Origin of the sequence: Mesorhizobium tamadayense (assembly GCF_003863365.1) — a bacterium.
GTDB classification, from domain to species: domain Bacteria; phylum Pseudomonadota; class Alphaproteobacteria; order Rhizobiales; family Rhizobiaceae; genus Mesorhizobium; species Mesorhizobium tamadayense.
This window is the reverse complement of the sequence record NZ_RQXT01000004.1, coordinates 62,219-76,810: the sequence shown is the minus strand read 5'-3', so window position 1 is coordinate 76,810 and position 14,592 is coordinate 62,219. Positions and strand designations below refer to the sequence as shown.

17 protein-coding genes are annotated in these 14,592 nt (G+C 64.9%); 4 read left to right on the top strand and 13 right to left on the bottom strand.

Annotated elements, in window-relative coordinates; all coding sequences use genetic code 11:
- Nucleotides 1–2: 2 nt before the first annotated feature.
- From EH240_RS04840 to EH240_RS04825, 4 genes are all read right to left on the bottom strand, one after another.
- Nucleotides 3–1,466 (bottom strand): RimK family protein, encoded by a 1,464-nt coding sequence (locus EH240_RS04840; RefSeq protein WP_124996281.1) that lies wholly within the window; start codon nt 1,464–1,466, stop codon nt 3–5.
- Between the two features lie 4 nt (nt 1,467–1,470).
- Nucleotides 1,471–2,568 carry a GNAT family N-acetyltransferase/peptidase C39 family protein gene (locus tag EH240_RS04835; protein WP_124996280.1) on the bottom strand — a complete coding sequence of 366 codons (1,098 nt, stop codon included), beginning with the start codon at nt 2,566–2,568 and terminating at the stop codon, nt 1,471–1,473.
- Between the two features lie 207 nt (nt 2,569–2,775).
- Nucleotides 2,776–3,570: an anti-sigma factor family protein gene (locus EH240_RS04830; protein ID WP_124996279.1), complete on the bottom strand. Its 795-nt coding sequence runs from the start codon at nt 3,568–3,570 to the stop codon at nt 2,776–2,778.
- Nucleotides 3,567–4,085 (bottom strand): RNA polymerase sigma factor, encoded by a 519-nt coding sequence (locus EH240_RS04825; protein ID WP_124996278.1) that lies wholly within the window; start codon nt 4,083–4,085, stop codon nt 3,567–3,569. Before EH240_RS04825 ends, EH240_RS04830 begins: the two co-directional genes overlap by 4 nt.
- Nucleotides 4,086–4,298: 213 nt before the next feature.
- Between EH240_RS04825 and EH240_RS04820 the strand changes: the two genes are divergently transcribed.
- A complete protein-coding gene (locus EH240_RS04820; RefSeq protein ID WP_124996277.1) occupies nt 4,299–4,550 on the top strand; it encodes a prevent-host-death protein in 252 nt (83 codons plus the stop codon).
- Nucleotides 4,543–4,938: a hypothetical protein gene (locus EH240_RS04815; protein WP_167483920.1), complete on the top strand. Its 396-nt coding sequence runs from the start codon at nt 4,543–4,545 to the stop codon at nt 4,936–4,938. The genes EH240_RS04820 and EH240_RS04815 overlap by 8 nt, the downstream gene beginning before the upstream one ends.
- A 7-nt stretch (nt 4,939–4,945) precedes the next feature.
- Here the strand turns inward: EH240_RS04815 and EH240_RS04810 are convergent, their stop codons facing one another.
- The gene (locus tag EH240_RS04810; protein WP_124996276.1) at nt 4,946–7,687 is read right to left on the bottom strand and encodes a DUF2339 domain-containing protein; all 2,742 of its coding nucleotides are present in this window, start codon (nt 7,685–7,687) and stop codon (nt 4,946–4,948) included.
- 245 nt (nt 7,688–7,932) lie between these two features.
- Between EH240_RS04810 and EH240_RS04805 the strand changes: the two genes are divergently transcribed.
- Nucleotides 7,933–8,397 (top strand): NUDIX hydrolase, encoded by a 465-nt coding sequence (locus tag EH240_RS04805; protein ID WP_124996275.1) that lies wholly within the window; start codon nt 7,933–7,935, stop codon nt 8,395–8,397.
- A 9-nt stretch (nt 8,398–8,406) separates the two neighbouring features.
- Here the strand turns inward: EH240_RS04805 and recO are convergent, their stop codons facing one another.
- The gene (recO, locus tag EH240_RS04800) at nt 8,407–9,174 is read right to left on the bottom strand and encodes a DNA repair protein RecO (RefSeq protein WP_124996274.1); all 768 of its coding nucleotides are present in this window, start codon (nt 9,172–9,174) and stop codon (nt 8,407–8,409) included.
- A gap of 20 nt (nt 9,175–9,194) precedes the next feature.
- Between recO and EH240_RS04795 the strand changes: the two genes are divergently transcribed.
- The gene (locus EH240_RS04795) at nt 9,195–9,503 is read left to right on the top strand and encodes a type II toxin-antitoxin system TacA family antitoxin (RefSeq protein ID WP_245435831.1); all 309 of its coding nucleotides are present in this window, start codon (nt 9,195–9,197) and stop codon (nt 9,501–9,503) included.
- Between the two features lie 64 nt (nt 9,504–9,567).
- Here EH240_RS04795 and EH240_RS04790 read toward each other — a convergent pair whose 3' ends face one another.
- The 7 genes from EH240_RS04790 to EH240_RS04760 form a co-directional block, all read right to left on the bottom strand.
- Nucleotides 9,568–10,464, bottom strand: a complete 897-nt coding sequence (locus EH240_RS04790; protein WP_124996273.1) for an aminoglycoside phosphotransferase family protein — start codon at nt 10,462–10,464, stop codon at nt 9,568–9,570.
- Nucleotides 10,465–10,507: 43 nt separating this feature from the next.
- Nucleotides 10,508–11,440: a GTPase Era gene (gene era / locus EH240_RS04785; RefSeq protein WP_206075223.1), complete on the bottom strand. Its 933-nt coding sequence runs from the start codon at nt 11,438–11,440 to the stop codon at nt 10,508–10,510.
- Entirely contained in the window at nt 11,425–12,141 is a 717-nt protein-coding gene (rnc, locus tag EH240_RS04780; RefSeq protein WP_124996271.1) for a ribonuclease III, read from the bottom strand. Before rnc ends, era begins: the two co-directional genes overlap by 16 nt.
- A 4-nt stretch (nt 12,142–12,145) precedes the next feature.
- On the bottom strand, nt 12,146–12,895 hold the full coding sequence (gene lepB, locus EH240_RS04775) for a signal peptidase I (protein ID WP_124996270.1): 750 nt from the start codon (nt 12,893–12,895) through the stop codon (nt 12,146–12,148).
- Nucleotides 12,896–12,975: 80 nt separating this feature from the next.
- Nucleotides 12,976–13,389 carry a holo-ACP synthase gene (gene acpS / locus EH240_RS04770; protein WP_124996269.1) on the bottom strand — a complete coding sequence of 138 codons (414 nt, stop codon included), beginning with the start codon at nt 13,387–13,389 and terminating at the stop codon, nt 12,976–12,978.
- On the bottom strand, nt 13,386–13,970 hold the full coding sequence (locus tag EH240_RS04765) for a DUF2062 domain-containing protein (protein WP_124996268.1): 585 nt from the start codon (nt 13,968–13,970) through the stop codon (nt 13,386–13,388). Before EH240_RS04765 ends, acpS begins: the two co-directional genes overlap by 4 nt.
- A 201-nt stretch (nt 13,971–14,171) precedes the next feature.
- Complete coding sequence (locus EH240_RS04760) at nt 14,172–14,552, bottom strand: VOC family protein (protein ID WP_124996267.1); 381 nt, start codon at nt 14,550–14,552, stop codon at nt 14,172–14,174.
- Nucleotides 14,553–14,592: the final 40 nt, after the last annotated feature.

The following is a 14,592-nucleotide window of genomic DNA, read 5'->3' as shown; positions in this document are numbered from 1 at the left end:
GGTCACCGGCCCGGCCGGTCGAGCCGCTCCAGGAACCATTGCGTCAGCCGCACCCAGAGCTCGTCCTTCTCGCCGGAATCCTCCCAGCCATGGTCGAGATTGGGGTTGTCGTTGACCTCTATGACGAAGACGCCGTCCTTGGTTTCCTTGAGGTCGACGCCGTAAAGCCCGTCGCCGATGCAACGCGCCGCCTTGACGGCCGTCTCGACGACATGCGGCGGCGTCCCCTTGAGCGTGAAGGTCTTGATGCCGCCTTGGTCGGGCTTGCCGTTGGCCTTGTGGTTGACGATCTGCCAGTGCTTGTTCGCCATCAGGTAGTGCACGGCAAACAGCGGCTGGCCGCCGAGCACGCCGACGCGCCAGTCATACTCGGTCGGGATGAATTTCTGCGCGATGAGGAGGTCGGAATCCTCCAGCCACTCGGTCGCCAGCTTTGTCAGCTCGGCAAGGTTCTCGCATTTCTTGACGCCGCGCGAGAAGGACGAGTCCGGGATCTTCAGCACCAGCGGGAAGCCCAAGGTCTGAGCCGCAAGCTCCAGATCGGAGGTGCCGGCAATCATCACCGTCGGCGGTACGGGCACCTTGTTGTAGGTCATCAGCTCGTTGAGATAGACCTTGTTGGTGCAGCGGATCATCGACAGCGGATCGTCGATCACCGGCATGCCTTCCTGCTGGGCGCGGCGGGCGAAGCGGTAGGTGTGGTTGGAGATGGACGTGGTCTCGCGGATGAACAGCGCGTCGTAGTTGGCGAGCTTGGCAAGATCCTTCCTGGTGATCGGCTCGACCTCGACGCCCATCTTCTCGGCGATCCTCGCCCAGTAGCGCAGCGAGGAAATCTCCGACGGCGGCAATTCCTCATGCGGATCGACCAGCGTCGCGAAAGTATAGCGCGCAGGCGTGCGGCCCTTGGTGTCGCGCCATTCGCGGTTGGTGTAGGTCTCCAGGCACTGCAGGAAGAAGGCGTCCTCCTCGTCGGTCATGCGGGCGAGCGGCAGGAAGCCGATCTTGCGGATCGAGGCCCATTCGGCGCTGTCCTTGATATGGACCTCCAGCGCCGGCGCGCGGAACCAGTCGAACAGGAGCTTGGTGAACCGGTCCCACACTTTCGACGGGCCGATGCCGAAGAAGACGGCGACCTTTGACGGGAAGGTTCCGCCGAGATCCTTGCGGCATTTGTTGAGCGCCAGCTCGAGTTCGGGCAGCGCGTGTTCGTAGAGCTTGCGCTCCGAGAGATCGATCATGGTCTCGACGGTCGGGATCACCTTGTGGCCGCGCGACCCGGCGAGCAGCGAGGCATAGTAGCCGCGGCTCTGGTAGCCGTAATTGTTCGACAGGTTGATCACTTTCGGCCGTTGGCCGCGAAACAGCGACGGATGTGCGAGATAGTCGCGGTTGGTGATGATCTTGTGCGGCGTCGCCACCTGGTCGAGATCGTTCTGCCTGCCTGTAAGGATGACCCAGGTCATTGTTTCAGCGTTTTCCCAGAGTGATGGCGGCGCGCAACCCGTCGCGGCCGAACTGAGCCATGTTCATGAAGATGCCGTAGGGCACCGGAATATTGGCGGCGTCGAGGATCGTTTCCTGCCTTTCGTCCTCGACCCAGGGATCGTGGATCAGAATGTGGTCGCCGTCGTCGCCGATCGCCAGCACCCAGTGCGGCACCTTCTTGCCGAACATCAGGAAGCCGCTGATCAGCACCAGCACCAGATTGCCCCCGGCAAGGGCCGAGCGGATGTCGTCAATGCCGAACGGACGGTAATTCACCGGGATGCCGTAAAGTTCCGCGCGACGGCGGAAGTCGACCTGTGCAAGCTCCATCACGCGGCGCTTGTCCTCGCTGCGCACCGACTGCAGGAAGAGCGCGCCGTGGAAGGACACAAAGATCTCGGCCGCAAGCCCGCTTTCATAGCCGGCGACCGCCAGGCCGAAAGGCTCGCAGCCGCCCGGCCCCGACATCATGAACACCGTGGTCGCCTCGCGCCACAGCCGGATCTCCATGACCGGGTCGGGAACAAAGCCACGGTCGAAATTGGCCATCGCCATCATCAAGCAGCACGGGCCGCAGGTGAACTCGCAGGTCTGCTGGTAGAACGGCACCTTGGTGTTGGTCGGCACATCGCCGCGCAGCGTCTTTTCATAACGCAGCGCGGTGGCGCCGTCCTCGTAATAGTCGGGCTCGCGGCCTATCCTGCGGTAGCCTGCCTGCTCGTAAATGTTGATGGCGCGCGGATTGTCCTCGCGCACCTCGAGCCGCAGCATCATGCGGTCGTGCTCATACGCGGCCTCCTCGGCCTCGGCCAGCAGTTGCCGGCCGATGCCGAGGCTGCCGAAGAAGGGACCGACTGCGATGGAATAGAGCCGGGCCACGCCGCTGCCCTTGCGAAACAGCACCACCGCGTAGCCGGCGACGTGGCCGTCATTCTCGGCCACCAGCATCTCGGCGGTCTCGCGCTCGATCAACTGGCGAAAGGAGCGACGCGACAAGCGATCGCTTGAGAAAACAGCCTTCTCGATGGCGGCGAGGTCATCGACGTCTGACGCGCGGGCCTTGCGGATCTCGGCAGGCATGCGGGCTTGGGAGAACCTCGATTGGATTTAAGGAAACGGCCCCGGGCAAATAAGCAATACCGGCCGAAACGCCAGCATTCGTAAAGCGCTATCGCTCCTTGATTAGGGCCTAATTGTGACAGTTTCCGCCGTGGCAGGGAAGCGCGGATTCTTTGAACAGAAACGCAATTTTTGAAAGGCCACGGGCCGCCGAAAACGGCAGCCGGTTCAGCTCGAAATACCGGCCAGAAGCTGGCCATAGGCGCTTTTGGCAACCTCCGACAGGCGCTCGCGCGGCAGCGAACCGACGACGGCGCAGCCATAGCCTTTGTCGAGCCAATAGACCGCCTCAGGTCCGTCGGCTTCAGCCGCATAGGTACCCTTGGCGGCCTCGGACGATTCGGCGGTGACGAAGAGCGAGATTCGCTCGCCCTTGGCGTCCTCGTAGAGCAGCATTGCGGCCTTGCCCCGCTCGCCTGCGGGCAGCAGCCGGCCGCCGACCAGCTCGAAGCCCTCGGCCGCGAGATCGGGCGCCACCAGCTTCAGCCCGATCCGGTTCGACAGCCAGGTCTGCAGATGGTCCTTGTCGCTCGCCGCAACCTCCACGGCATGACGCTTCTCGGCGGCGTAGATGACATGGGCGGCGATCGCCTGCTCGGCAAGCTGGTCGTCCGCGCCCTCTTCCCGGCCGATGCCGCCGGTGCCGGCGACATAACCGGCGAAGCCGCCGACAATCAGCACGGCGGCGGCCGCCGCCGAAAGCCACCAGCGCGAGCGCCAGGCAGGCGTCCGCGCCGGCGCTTCGCCAAGCACCGCCTGCCTCAGCCTTGCCGGCACCGGCTCGTCCATCACGCCGGCCAAGGCGGCGCGGAGCGCCGCGCGGTCGGCGATGTAGCGGGCGCTCTTCGCCCTCATCTCGGGATTGGCTTCGAGCCAGGCATCATAGGCCATGCGCTCCTCGCCCGGCAGCTCGCCATCGAGGGCCATGTGGATATCGCGTTCGGAGAAATCGCGCCGGGTCATCGTTCGACGATCCTTATCGAGCGGCGGCGCGACGAGTCGTCGAGCAGGCTACGCAGTTCCTCGCGGCCGCGCGCGATGCGCGACATCAGCGTGCCGGCCGGCACGCCCAGGATGTTGGCGGCCTCGGCATAGGAAAAGCCTTCGATGGCGACCATGACCAATGCCGCGCGGCGATCGGGGCCGATCGCCTGCAAGGCATCCAAGATCTCGCGCGAGGCGATGGTCTCGACCTGATCGGCGGGCGCGGACTGGGCTTCGCCGGCTTCCAGAGGCAGCATCGCCGCCTCGCCACGCCGGTTAACCTTGCGCATCTGGTCAATGAACAGATGATGCATGATCGTAAACAGCCACCTCCTGGGGCTTTCTCCTGTCTGCCAGTTGTCGAGCCTGACAAGCGCCCGCTCGAGACAATCCTGGACGAGATCGTCGGCGGAATCGCGGTCGCGCAGCAGCGAGCACGCGTAGCGGCGCAAACGCGGTATCTCGCTCAGGATCGCTGCCCTCTTGTCGTCCATGACCGCTTTTTTCGAAGTCGTCTTCCATCCGATTGAACGCGCCTTCGCAGCGCGGCGCAAGCAGCCAGCGCGAAGCGGCCCACCCGCTCCGGTACCCAAGCACCTTAATAACGTCGGCGGATGCCGGTTTATTCCCGGCGTAAAGGGCGAATGGTTTTGTTTGTCCAATTGCGTAAATTAGGTATAATAGGTAAAATATGTATGAGGTGATCGATGAAGCAATTCACATTTTCAGACATGAACCGTGTGTCCGGCGAAATCCTCGAAACGGCAATGATCGAGCCCGTCGCTCTTACAAAACGCGGCAAAGAGAAGCTGATTATCCTGTCGGCCACCCAATACCGGCAACTCGTCGGCTCGTCCCATGCCGTCGCTTACACGATCGAGGGTGCGCCGGACGAAGTCCACGATGAACTCATGTCAGGATTGGAGTCCATCATAACCGGCGAAAAGCCGGATGCTTAAGCCCGGCGATCTGCTCCGATACTATTATCTATGGGCGCGTGAGGCTGACGGCGCCGAAGAATCCGGCCGCAAAGCGCGACCTGTCTGCATTGTGGTCAGAACGCCGGCTACGCCTGCCACGCTATTCCTGTTCCCGCTCACTTCGCAAAAGCCCGATCAGTCCCGCACGCATATTACCATTAGTGAAATCGAGTGCCGCAGGGGTGGCCTCGATTTTCCGTCGTGGCTGATCCTCGACGAATATGATCGCGTCCGAATTGACGAAGCCTACGATCTCGTCACGACGAAGCCGATCGGTTCTTTCAGCCCGGCATTTGTCCGCAAGATCGCAGGCTTCATCAAAGAGGCTGCCGAACAGCGCCGCCTGCGCGGCGTAGTCCGAAAATAGCGGGTTGTCATCTCTCCCTCGCCGCCCGCGTCAAGAGCCGCTGGTAAAACAGCCCGATGCCGATCAGCACGGCGCCCAAACCGATGAACGAGAGCGCGCGCAGCACGCCTTCCAGCTCCGACATGTCGAAGAGGAAGACCTTCAGCACCGCGACCGCGATGAGCACGGCCGATGCAATGCGCAGCACCTGCGACCTCAGCCGGACGCCGGCGGTGAGCAGCGCCACGCCGATGACCAGCCAGAGCGCCGAATAGGTGTAGGTCTCGAGCTGGCCGAGCCCGCTCCACAGTCCGATGAACTCGCCCTTGAACAGCCGCCGGACCGAAAGCGTGGCGTAGGCGAAGGCAAGCAGCGCGGCGACCAGCGCCAGCATCGCCGCATACCATCTCGGGCGCTTGTCGCGGACGTAGAGCGCCAGCGCGCCGGCAGCGATTGCCGGCAGCAGATAGGCGAGGAACAAGAGGTTGAAGACGGGAATCGTGCCGGTCGCTTCGTCCGTCACCAGCGGGTTCAGCACCACGAAATGCTGGACGGCGATCATGGCCGCCGAGACCACGCCGGCGGCCATCGAGCCGTAGCGCAGCACCGAGCTCGGCGAGCGCAGGTCGATGGCGACGAGAATCGCGCCGGCGCCGAGCGCGATCAGCGTGTAGATCGCCTGTTCGCCGAGCGTGACGGGGCCGGTGTCGATGACGCCGCCATGCATGGCGTGGCGCACCAGCATGGCAATTGTGAGCAGCGCGAACAAGGCTGAGGCCGCCTCCATGGCAAGGCGTGGCCGCCCATTCGTGGTGCGCGCCAGTTGCCAGGCTGCGAAACCGAAGGCGAGCGCCGGCACGCCATAGCCCGGCAGCAGCCAGTTGAAGACCGGCGTTCTCGACAGTGCCGCCGCGCCGACGATGGTCGGATCGAAGGCGACGCGACCGAGCACGGCGACCGCCGCACCGACGGCGATCCAGCCCAGCACCGGATAAGAGCGCCAGCGCGTCGCCAGCGCCGGCACGATAGCGGCAGCGCCCAAAAGCACCGTGGTCCAGCCGGAGCCGAAGGCCATGTGCAGCATCAACAGGCCGGCGACGCCGGCGCCGGCAAGCGCGAAGGAGACGGCGGGGCCGCCGCTGAGCGGCGGTTCCTCGGCACGCGCGATCCACTCGCCCCCGGCGGCAAAGGCCAGCACCAGAAGCAGCGCCGGCAGCGCGTAGCCGAGGTCGCGGTCGATATCGCCGAAGGTGAGCCAGAGCGCGGTCAGCACAACCAGCGGCGCAATCACGCCCCATGCCGCCCAGGACGCGGCGCGGACGGGCGCGGTAGCCGTAAAGCGGCACGCGGCCCAGAAGCCGGCCCCGATGAAGACAAGGGCGAGCGCAATGCCGACGCGGAAGGTCAGCGTGTCGGATGTCGCCAGCGGCTCGGCGCCCAAGCCGACATCCAGCGCATCGGCGCCGATAGTGGCGGGTGGGATGATGCCGAGATAGATCAGCGCCGTCGCCAGGCCGGCGGCGAAGACCAGCGGCAGCGCGCGCGGGCGGTAGAGCGCCACCGCGACAAGCGCCGCGAGCAGCACCGCGCCGTGCAAGGCATCGCCGGCTTTGGCGAAAACCGGATCGACCGACAGCCCGAGCGCGGTCAGCGCGACGAAGAAGCCTGGCGTTATCGACGGCCAGTCGAAGCCGGACTCCGCGTCGTCGCGCCGGGCAAGCCAGACGAAGGCAAGGACCGCGAGCGTGGCCAGGCTGATGAACAGGACTGCGGCGAGGTTCATTTCTGGCGCATCGGTCATATAGACGATGGTCCAGATGCCGGTGCCGGCGAAGGCCGCCGCGACAAGCGCCATCCAGTCGCGGATGCGCGCGATTGCCGCCGTGGCGGCAAGCACGATCGCCAGATAGACGAACAGCGCCCAGGGATTGGGGGCTTGCGCGGCGACGAGTGCCGGCGTGACCATGGCGCCGACGAGGCCGATGCCGGCGAGCGCCAGGCCGTGGACCAGCGAGGCGGCGATGGCCGCGACGGCGATGGCGCCGAGCAGCGTGAAGGCAAGCGCCGGACCGATGAAGCCATAGATGCCATGCGCGGCATAGACGGTGCCGAACAGGATGAAGGCGCCGGCCGCCGTCAGAATCGACGGGATATAGGCGCCGGCAGCACCTTGTACCGGCACCCTGAAGCCGGTGCGGCGGATGAACTCGGCGCCGCCGATCAGCACCAGCCCGAGAATGCCGGCCATGGTGAGGCGCACGCCGGGGCCGAAAATGCCGGCCTCGATGGTGTAGCGGATCAGAAACAGGCCACCCAGCGCCAGTGCGATGCCGCCGACCCAGACCGCCCAGCGCGTACCGAGCGCCGTCTCGACATCGGTCTGGCGCGCAGCCGCCTGCACAGGCGCCGCGGCCTCGGCCGGCGCGGCAGGTTGCGGCGCTTCGGCCGGCCCCGTGGGTTCAGCCGAAGCCCCCTCGCCCGGTTGGGCTGGCGCCTCGGTTTTAGCACCATCGGGCGTCGCGGCATCTGCTTCGGCCGGGGTGGCTTCGCCTGCCGGCGGCGTGGCAGCGGCGGCGGTTGCGGCGGGCGCTTCATCCGGTGCGCCTTCCGCCACCTGGTCCGTGTTGGGCGCGGGCTGCGGGATGCCCGAAAGCACCAGGCTGCGCAGCGCACCGAGCTCGCGCTCGATCAGGCCGATGCGGGTTTGCTGGCGCGAAATGATGACGAATAAAGCGATGACCCCGGCAATGGCAATCAGGCTGAAAAACATGGCCGTTCCCCCTCAAACCGGACCAGTCGTGGCCGACAAATACGGCAATGAGACGGCTATTCAAATCAGCGCCCTGCCGGCCTGCAAGATCGAGCATGTTTCGGCGCCGATTGCCAGCAAATGCAGGCTTATCCAATGCCGAGGCGTCGAAACGGCCAGAATTCAAGGCGAAATTACCTGCCGCCGGTCGCGAAATACTCATGCTATTCTCGAATGTTCGCATGAAAACGCCATGAGGATGACCTATGCCGCAACGAAGCGCGGGACTGCTGATCTACAGGCAAACCGCCGGGGTCCTCGAATTCCTGCTCGTCCATCCCGGCGGGCCGTTCTGGGCAAGGAAGGACGAAGGCGCGTGGTCGATCCCGAAGGGGCTGATCGGCGACAAGGAGGATGAACTCGCCGCCGCCCGGCGCGAGGCCGAAGAGGAACTGGGTCTTGTCATCGACGGCGATTTCCGGCCTGTCGGCAGCTACAAGCAACCAGGCGGCAAGATCGTGATCGCGTGGAGCGTCGAGGCGGACATCGACGCGAGCGCTATCAAAAGCAACATGTTCATCATGGAATGGCCGCCAAAGTCTGGCGCCATGAAAGAGTTTCCCGAGGTGGACAAAGCCGGCTGGTTTTCACTTCCCGAAGCCGGCCTGAAAATCCTGAAAGGCCAGCGCGCCATCCTCGACGATTTTCTGGAGCGGCGGCGAGCCGGATAGGCGCCCGCCCTATTGTCCGGCGGTGGTCTCCCCGGCGATCGCCGTCACCGACGCCCGGTGCCGGCGCAGCGCCGCCAAGAAGCCGGCGCGCGCGTCCGGCGGCTCCATGCCGCGCGGCTCATAGACATGGCGGTTGAAGAAGAAGCCGGTCAGCCGGAAGGCATCCTCCAGCGCCGCCGCATCGGCGCGCAGGCCTGAGCCGCGCTGCAGGAAGGCGGGCAGCGCCAGCATCTTGTCGCGCCAGGGCTCGCCGGCGGCGCGCGAGACGGCGCGCCCGGATTTCGGCGAGACGTAGGCGAGGTCCTGCCGCGTGCCGGTCGCCGCGCATTGGCTGAGATCGAGGCCGAAGCCGAGCTCGTCGAGGATGAGCAGCTCGAAGCGCGCCACCAACTCGCCCGCCGCATCGGCGTCGTCGAGATGGGAGATCATCACGGCAAGAGCCTCGTAGAGGCCGGCATGGGCGTCGCGCTCGGGCAGAAGCCTGAGATGCGCCGCCATGGTCTGCAGGCCGTAGACGGCAACGGCGCTGTCCATCAGACGCGCGGCGTTCATCTCGATCGGCTCGGCCTGGAAGATGCCGAGATGCTCGTCGAGGCGGGCCCGCCACAGAAGGTCGACGCGGTTGCCGGGCTGCAGCACCGGCTGCTGCTTGCGCGAGCGGCCGCCGCGCACGAGACCCAGGTGGCGGCCATGGGCGCGCGTCATCACCTCGAGGATGGCGCTGGTTTCGCCATGCTTTCGGGTGCCGAGAATGATTCCCTCGTCGCGCCATTCCATAGGCGCGAGCTTTTCACCTGTTGGGCGGCGAAATCAAGATGACGCTGCGGCGAGAGACGCTCAATGAAGTCACCGCGCAAGGCAGGTCACTTCCTCTTATACGCATATCGGATGTATATCCGGCGCAAGGAGCCATTCATGCCCAGGCCAACCACAACAAGACCGACCGCTTCAACAACGTGCGTGAAGCAGAAATCCTGATCGGGGCGGCCGAGGCAATTAGAGTGTCCGAGCGTGATTTTGAGCAAATCCTCGAACTGCTCGAACATCCCCCTAAACCTAATGCTAAACTGCGGGCTGCGATCGCGGCGCTTCCCCGCAAGATATGAAACTGACAAGATCACTGATCCGGCCTTCGCCGCCGATCTCAAAGCAAGAGGCTTGTTGTAGCCTCTATCGCGCCCAGTGATCGTGATCGGCGAGCACCTCGTCAATCACACGGCGTTGCCTTTCGACTTCAGCCTGGTTGGCGTCGTGCCCGGCAACGGTGATCAGTGCTTTCCACAGCGTCCAGCCGCGGCCGCGCGCCCAGGTCGCGTCTTCGACGGCGATGCGAGCGCGGAACGCTTGCCGGCTCTCGCCCTCGAAGAGCGTCCAGGCGATCGCCAGGTCGCAGGACGGATCGCCGACGCCGGAGGTGCCGAAGTCGATGACGGCGCTCAGGCGGCCGTCTTCGACCAGCAGGTTGCCCGAGGCGACATCGCCGTGGAACCAGACCGGTGGACCGCGCCAGACGGCGGCAAGCGCCGCTTCCCAGACGGTGGTTGCGGCTTGCATGTCGATCTCGCCTTCGAGCGCGGCGATGGCCTGCCTCGACTCCCCGTCATAGACGGTCAGCGGCCCGCCGCGAAAGAAATTGTGCTGGCCCGGTCCCGATCCTCCGGTCGGATCGATCCGCTTCAGGGCGACCAGGAAATCGGCGAGCGAGAGCGCGAACGTGCGAAGATCGGCGATGCGCCCGGTCTTTGCTGTCTCGCCTTCGATCCAGCGGTAGACGGACCAGTGCCAGGGATAGCCCGCCGCCGGTTCGCCCATAGCCAGCGGCACCGGGATCGGCAGCGGCAGGAGCGGCGCGAGCTTCGGCAGCCAGCGATGCTCCTTCTCGACCTGCAGCGAATAGGGAGCCGCGCTCGGCAGCCTGACCGTCATTTCGTCGCCGAGATGGAAGGTCCGGTTGTCCCAGCCGCCGAACGCGACGGGGTTCACCGGCAGATGCCGCCATTTTGGAAACTGCGCACCGACCAGCCGGCGCACCAGGTCGGCGTCGATAACTACTTTGGGCTCATGCATGTGGTTGTCCCAAAACTGCTATGCACCGTTTGGGCGACATGCATCAGTGGGGAAACTCCAGCCCCATCTCGCGGTAGCGCTCGGGGTCGTCTCCCCAGTTTTCGCGCACCTTGACGAATAGGAACAGGTGCACCTTCTGCTCTAGGATGCCTGCTATTTCCATCCGCGCGGCCTGGCCTATGGCGCGGATCGTCTCGCCTTTGTGACCGAGCACGATCTTCTTCTGGCTGTCGCGCTCGACATAGATGACCTGCTCGATGCGCACCGAGCCGTCCTTCTTCTCTTCCCATTTCTCGGTCTCGATATGCGAGGAATAGGGAAGCTCCTGATGCAGCCTGAGATAGAGTTTTTCGCGGGTGATCTCGGCCGCGAGCTGGCGCATCGGCAGGTCCGATATCTGGTCTTCGGGATAGTACCAGGGGCCGGCGGGTAGCGTCTCGGCAAGATAGTCGAGCAGATCCTTGCAGCCTGAGCCGGTCAGCGCCGAGACCATGAAAGTGCGCTTGAACGGCACACGTTCGTTCGCTGCCGCGGCCAGGGCCAGAAGCGTCTCCGGCTTGACCCGGTCGACCTTGTTGAGGACGAGCAGCATCGGCTGCCGGACGTCCTTCAGCCGGTCGAGGATGGCGTCCGCATCACCCCTGATGCCGCGCTCGGCATCGATCAGCAGCACCACGACATCGGCGTCCTTGGCGCCGCCCCAGGCGGTGGTGACCATCGCCGTGTCCAGCCGCCGCTTCGGCTTGAAGATGCCGGGCGTGTCGACGAAGACGATCTGCGCGTTGTCGTGCGTGGCGATGCCGCGCACGATCGCGCGAGTGGTCTGCACCTTGTGGGTGACGATCGAGACCTTGGCGCCGACCAGTTGATTGACCAGCGTCGACTTGCCGGCATTGGGCGCGCCGATCAGCGCGACGAAGCCAGAGCGCGTGGCAGGTGATTCGGAAGTTTCGGTGCCGGTCATGCAGCGCTCCATACGCCTTCACGCAGCAGCAGCGCCGCCGCCGCCGCCTGCTCCGCCTCGCGCTTGGAACGGCCGCTGCCGATCGCCGGTGCGAATGAGCCGACCTTGACGCTGACGGTGAACAGCGGATCGTGGTCGGGGCCTTCGCGAGCGTCGATCCGGTAGACCGGGACGGCGCCCGATGCAGCCTGATGCGCCCATTCCTGCAATTCGGTCTTGGCGTCGCGGCGGGCAGCGCCAATCGCCTGCGAGCGCGGCTGCCAATAGCGATGGATGAAGGCGCGCGCCGCCTCCAACCCGCCGTCGAGATAGAGCACCGCTATCAGCGACTCCAGCGCGTCGGCGCGCAGGTTGGTTCGCTTGCGGCCGTCGAGGTTGCGCACGTCGGAGCCGGCGCGGACCAGCTCCGGCAGGCCGATCTCCTCGGCGATCTCGGAGAGCGCCTCGGCATTGACCAGCGCGTTGAGGCGCAGCGAGAGCTCACCCTCGGCGGCCTCGGGAAAGGTTGCCAGCAGCATGTCGGCCACGACGAGGCCGAGAACGCGGTCGCCCAGGAATTCGAAGCGTTCGTAGTCGACGCCGGCATGGGTCGAACGCGCGCTGGCATGGGTCAGCGCGCGCTGCAGACGCTGGCGGTCGGCGAAGACGTGGCCGGTGCGCTCGACAAGCGCTTCGGCAAGCGCATCGGCGGTCAAACGCTTGGTGGCCGCCATGACCTTAATGGACGAGATGGAACAGGCGCCCGGCACGCATCAGCGACGGCCACGTCCAGATTTCCAACGGGCTTGCGCCATCGGCGATCGAGAAGAAGATGACGTTGGCGCGGCCGACGAGGTTCTCGGCGGGCACGAAACCGACGGTGAAGCGGCTGTCGGAGGAGTTGTCGCGGTTGTCGCCCATCATGAAATAGTGGCCGGGCGGCACGTCGAACTCGCGCGTGTTGTCGCCGATCGAAGTGGGCGTCAGGTCGAGCGTGTCATAGGTGACCCCATTGGGCAGCGTCTCGCGATAGACGTCGACGGGACGATCGACCTCTGTGATGTCGGGATTGTCGATCTGGCCGACCTTTTCACGCGGCACGGCGGTGCCGTTGATGAAGAGCTGGCCGTCCTTGACCTGGATCTTGTCGCCGGGCAGGCCGACCACGCGCTTGATGTAGTCGACGGACGGATCCGGCGGGAACTTGAACACCACCACGTCACCGCGCTTGGGCTCCGAGCCCCAGATGCGGCCGGAGAAAATGTTGGGGCCGAAGGGCAGCGAGTAGCGCGAATAGCCATAGGCCCATTTGGTGACGAACAGATAGTCGCCTTCGAGCAGCGTCGGCCGCATCGAGCCGGACGGGATGGAGAAGGGCTGGAACAGCAGCGTGCGGATCACGAGCGCGAGCAGCAGAGCCTGGATGATGACGGAGAAGGTTTCCCCAAGCCCGCCGGATTTCTTCTGCGATTTTTCAGCCACGCTCATGTCGTCCTCGATTGTGCGTTGGTTGGTATAGAGTCTCGGCGGGCGCTGGGCAACGTCATGCCGCCCGTGCTCAGATGGAATCAATGTGGCGCTTGTTCGGCGGGCACTGCCTCGATGATCACAAAGGCTTGAGCAAGCGGAAAATCGTCGGTGATGGTGAGGTGGATCAGCGCACGGTGGCCCTTGGGCAGGATTTTCTCCAGCCTGGCGGCAGCGCCGCCGGTGAGCGCCATGGTCGGCGCGCCGCTTGGCAGGTTGACCACGCCCATGTCGCGCCAGAACACGCCCTCGGCCATGCCGCTGCCCAGCGCCTTGGCGCAGGCCTCCTTGGCGGCGAAGCGCTTGGCGTAAGAGGCGGCACGGGCCGCGCGCTTTTCCGACTTGGCCTGCTCGACCTCGGTGTAGATGCGCTGGATAAAGCGCTGGCCGTGCCGTTCCAGCGACTTCTCGATGCGTCTGATGTCGATCAGGTCGCTGCCGATGCCGATGATCATTCCGCGGGAACTTCCCGTCCGCCCTTTTGCGCCTTCTTGGCCCGTTCGGCCATGCGTTTTTTGCGCTGCTCACGAAACACGGTCATGCCCCAGCGGGTTATACCGTAGAAGACGAGCCCGAAGACGAGGCCGAGCGGCACAGCGCCGATGAGCATCGGCTCCAGCACCGGATGCCACAGCTTGGCAAAGGAAAGCGTGTGCATCATTTCGCCGAGATGCTCGGGCGGCCCATGCTTGGGCAGGCGCTCATACAGGATGAGCTTGCCGGTCTCCCAGGATGCGCCCCAGAGCAGCGGGAAGGTCAGCGGATTGCCGAAGAACACCGCGGCGAGGGCTGCTGCCACCATATTGCCGGCGATCACCCAGCAGATCACCGCTGCGATGACGAAGTGGAAGCCAAGCGGGAAGAAGGAGGCGAAAACCCCCGCCGCAACACCGGCGGCCACCGAATGGGGCGTCGCCTTCAGCCGCAGGATGCGCTTGGAGAAATACTGCACAGAGCGCGAGAACGAGCGGCGCGGCCATAGGTAAGTACGCACCCGCTCCAGGAGGCCATAAGGCTCTCGGCGTCGAAAAAGCACTCTGTTTCGGTTCCTGGTCCAACACACGCTTCCCTGCCATCCGGGTCGCGCCAACATATCTTGCGCTTCGAGGGCGCAGGAAGGCAACAAAACTTTGATATAGCGACGGTTCGGCCGCGGAACAATAAAACGCGCCCGCGATGGTCTGCCGCAGACGGTAACAAGAGCACCATTCTGGCGAAACTGAGGAAAAGGGCCGCTCTAAACCGGATACTCGCTGACTTCGACCAGATTGTCGTCGGGATCGCGGAAATAGACCGACGTCATCCTGCCGCGGGCGCCGGTGCGCTCGACAGGACCGACTTCGATCGCCACGCCGTTGGCTGCGAGGCTGGCGCAAATATCGGCAAGAGGCGCCGCCGCGACGAGGCAGAAATCGCCGGATCCCGGTGTCGGCGCCTTTGCCTTGGGCTCGAAAGTGCGGCCGGCCTCGTGCAGATTGATCTTCTGCGATCCGAACAAAAGCGCGGTCGGTCGGTTCGGCTCGTCCAGCCGCCGCAGGCCGAGCACGCGCTGGTAGAAATCGCAGGTCGCGTCGACCGAGCGGACCGTCAGCACCAGATGATCGATGCCGGCGATCATCGCGGCCTCGATGCGCGGCGCTGACAAAGAGATTCAAGCC

Excerpts from the sequence above, each read along its gene's own strand:
- EH240_RS04840 (WP_124996281.1), bottom strand. The coding sequence starts at position 1,466 with ATGACCTGGGTCATCCTTACAGGCAGGCAGAACGATCTCGACCAGGTG.
- EH240_RS04835 (WP_124996280.1), bottom strand. The coding sequence starts at position 2,568 with ATGCCTGCCGAGATCCGCAAGGCCCGCGCGTCAGACGTCGATGACCTC.
- EH240_RS04830 (WP_124996279.1), bottom strand. The coding sequence starts at position 3,570 with ATGACCCGGCGCGATTTCTCCGAACGCGATATCCACATGGCCCTCGAT.
- EH240_RS04825 (WP_124996278.1), bottom strand. The coding sequence starts at position 4,085 with ATGGACGACAAGAGGGCAGCGATCCTGAGCGAGATACCGCGTTTGCGC.
- EH240_RS04820 (WP_124996277.1), top strand. The coding sequence starts at position 4,299 with ATGAAGCAATTCACATTTTCAGACATGAACCGTGTGTCCGGCGAAATC.
- EH240_RS04815 (WP_167483920.1), top strand. The coding sequence starts at position 4,543 with ATGCTTAAGCCCGGCGATCTGCTCCGATACTATTATCTATGGGCGCGT.
- EH240_RS04810 (WP_124996276.1), bottom strand. The coding sequence starts at position 7,687 with ATGTTTTTCAGCCTGATTGCCATTGCCGGGGTCATCGCTTTATTCGTC.
- EH240_RS04805 (WP_124996275.1), top strand. The coding sequence starts at position 7,933 with ATGCCGCAACGAAGCGCGGGACTGCTGATCTACAGGCAAACCGCCGGG.
- recO (WP_124996274.1), bottom strand. The coding sequence starts at position 9,174 with ATGGAATGGCGCGACGAGGGAATCATTCTCGGCACCCGAAAGCATGGC.
- EH240_RS04790 (WP_124996273.1), bottom strand. The coding sequence starts at position 10,464 with ATGCATGAGCCCAAAGTAGTTATCGACGCCGACCTGGTGCGCCGGCTG.
- era (WP_206075223.1), bottom strand. The coding sequence starts at position 11,440 with ATGGAGCGCTGCATGACCGGCACCGAAACTTCCGAATCACCTGCCACG.
- rnc (WP_124996271.1), bottom strand. The coding sequence starts at position 12,141 with ATGGCGGCCACCAAGCGTTTGACCGCCGATGCGCTTGCCGAAGCGCTT.
- lepB (WP_124996270.1), bottom strand. The coding sequence starts at position 12,895 with ATGAGCGTGGCTGAAAAATCGCAGAAGAAATCCGGCGGGCTTGGGGAA.
- acpS (WP_124996269.1), bottom strand. The coding sequence starts at position 13,389 with ATGATCATCGGCATCGGCAGCGACCTGATCGACATCAGACGCATCGAG.
- EH240_RS04760 (WP_124996267.1), bottom strand. The coding sequence starts at position 14,552 with ATGATCGCCGGCATCGATCATCTGGTGCTGACGGTCCGCTCGGTCGAC.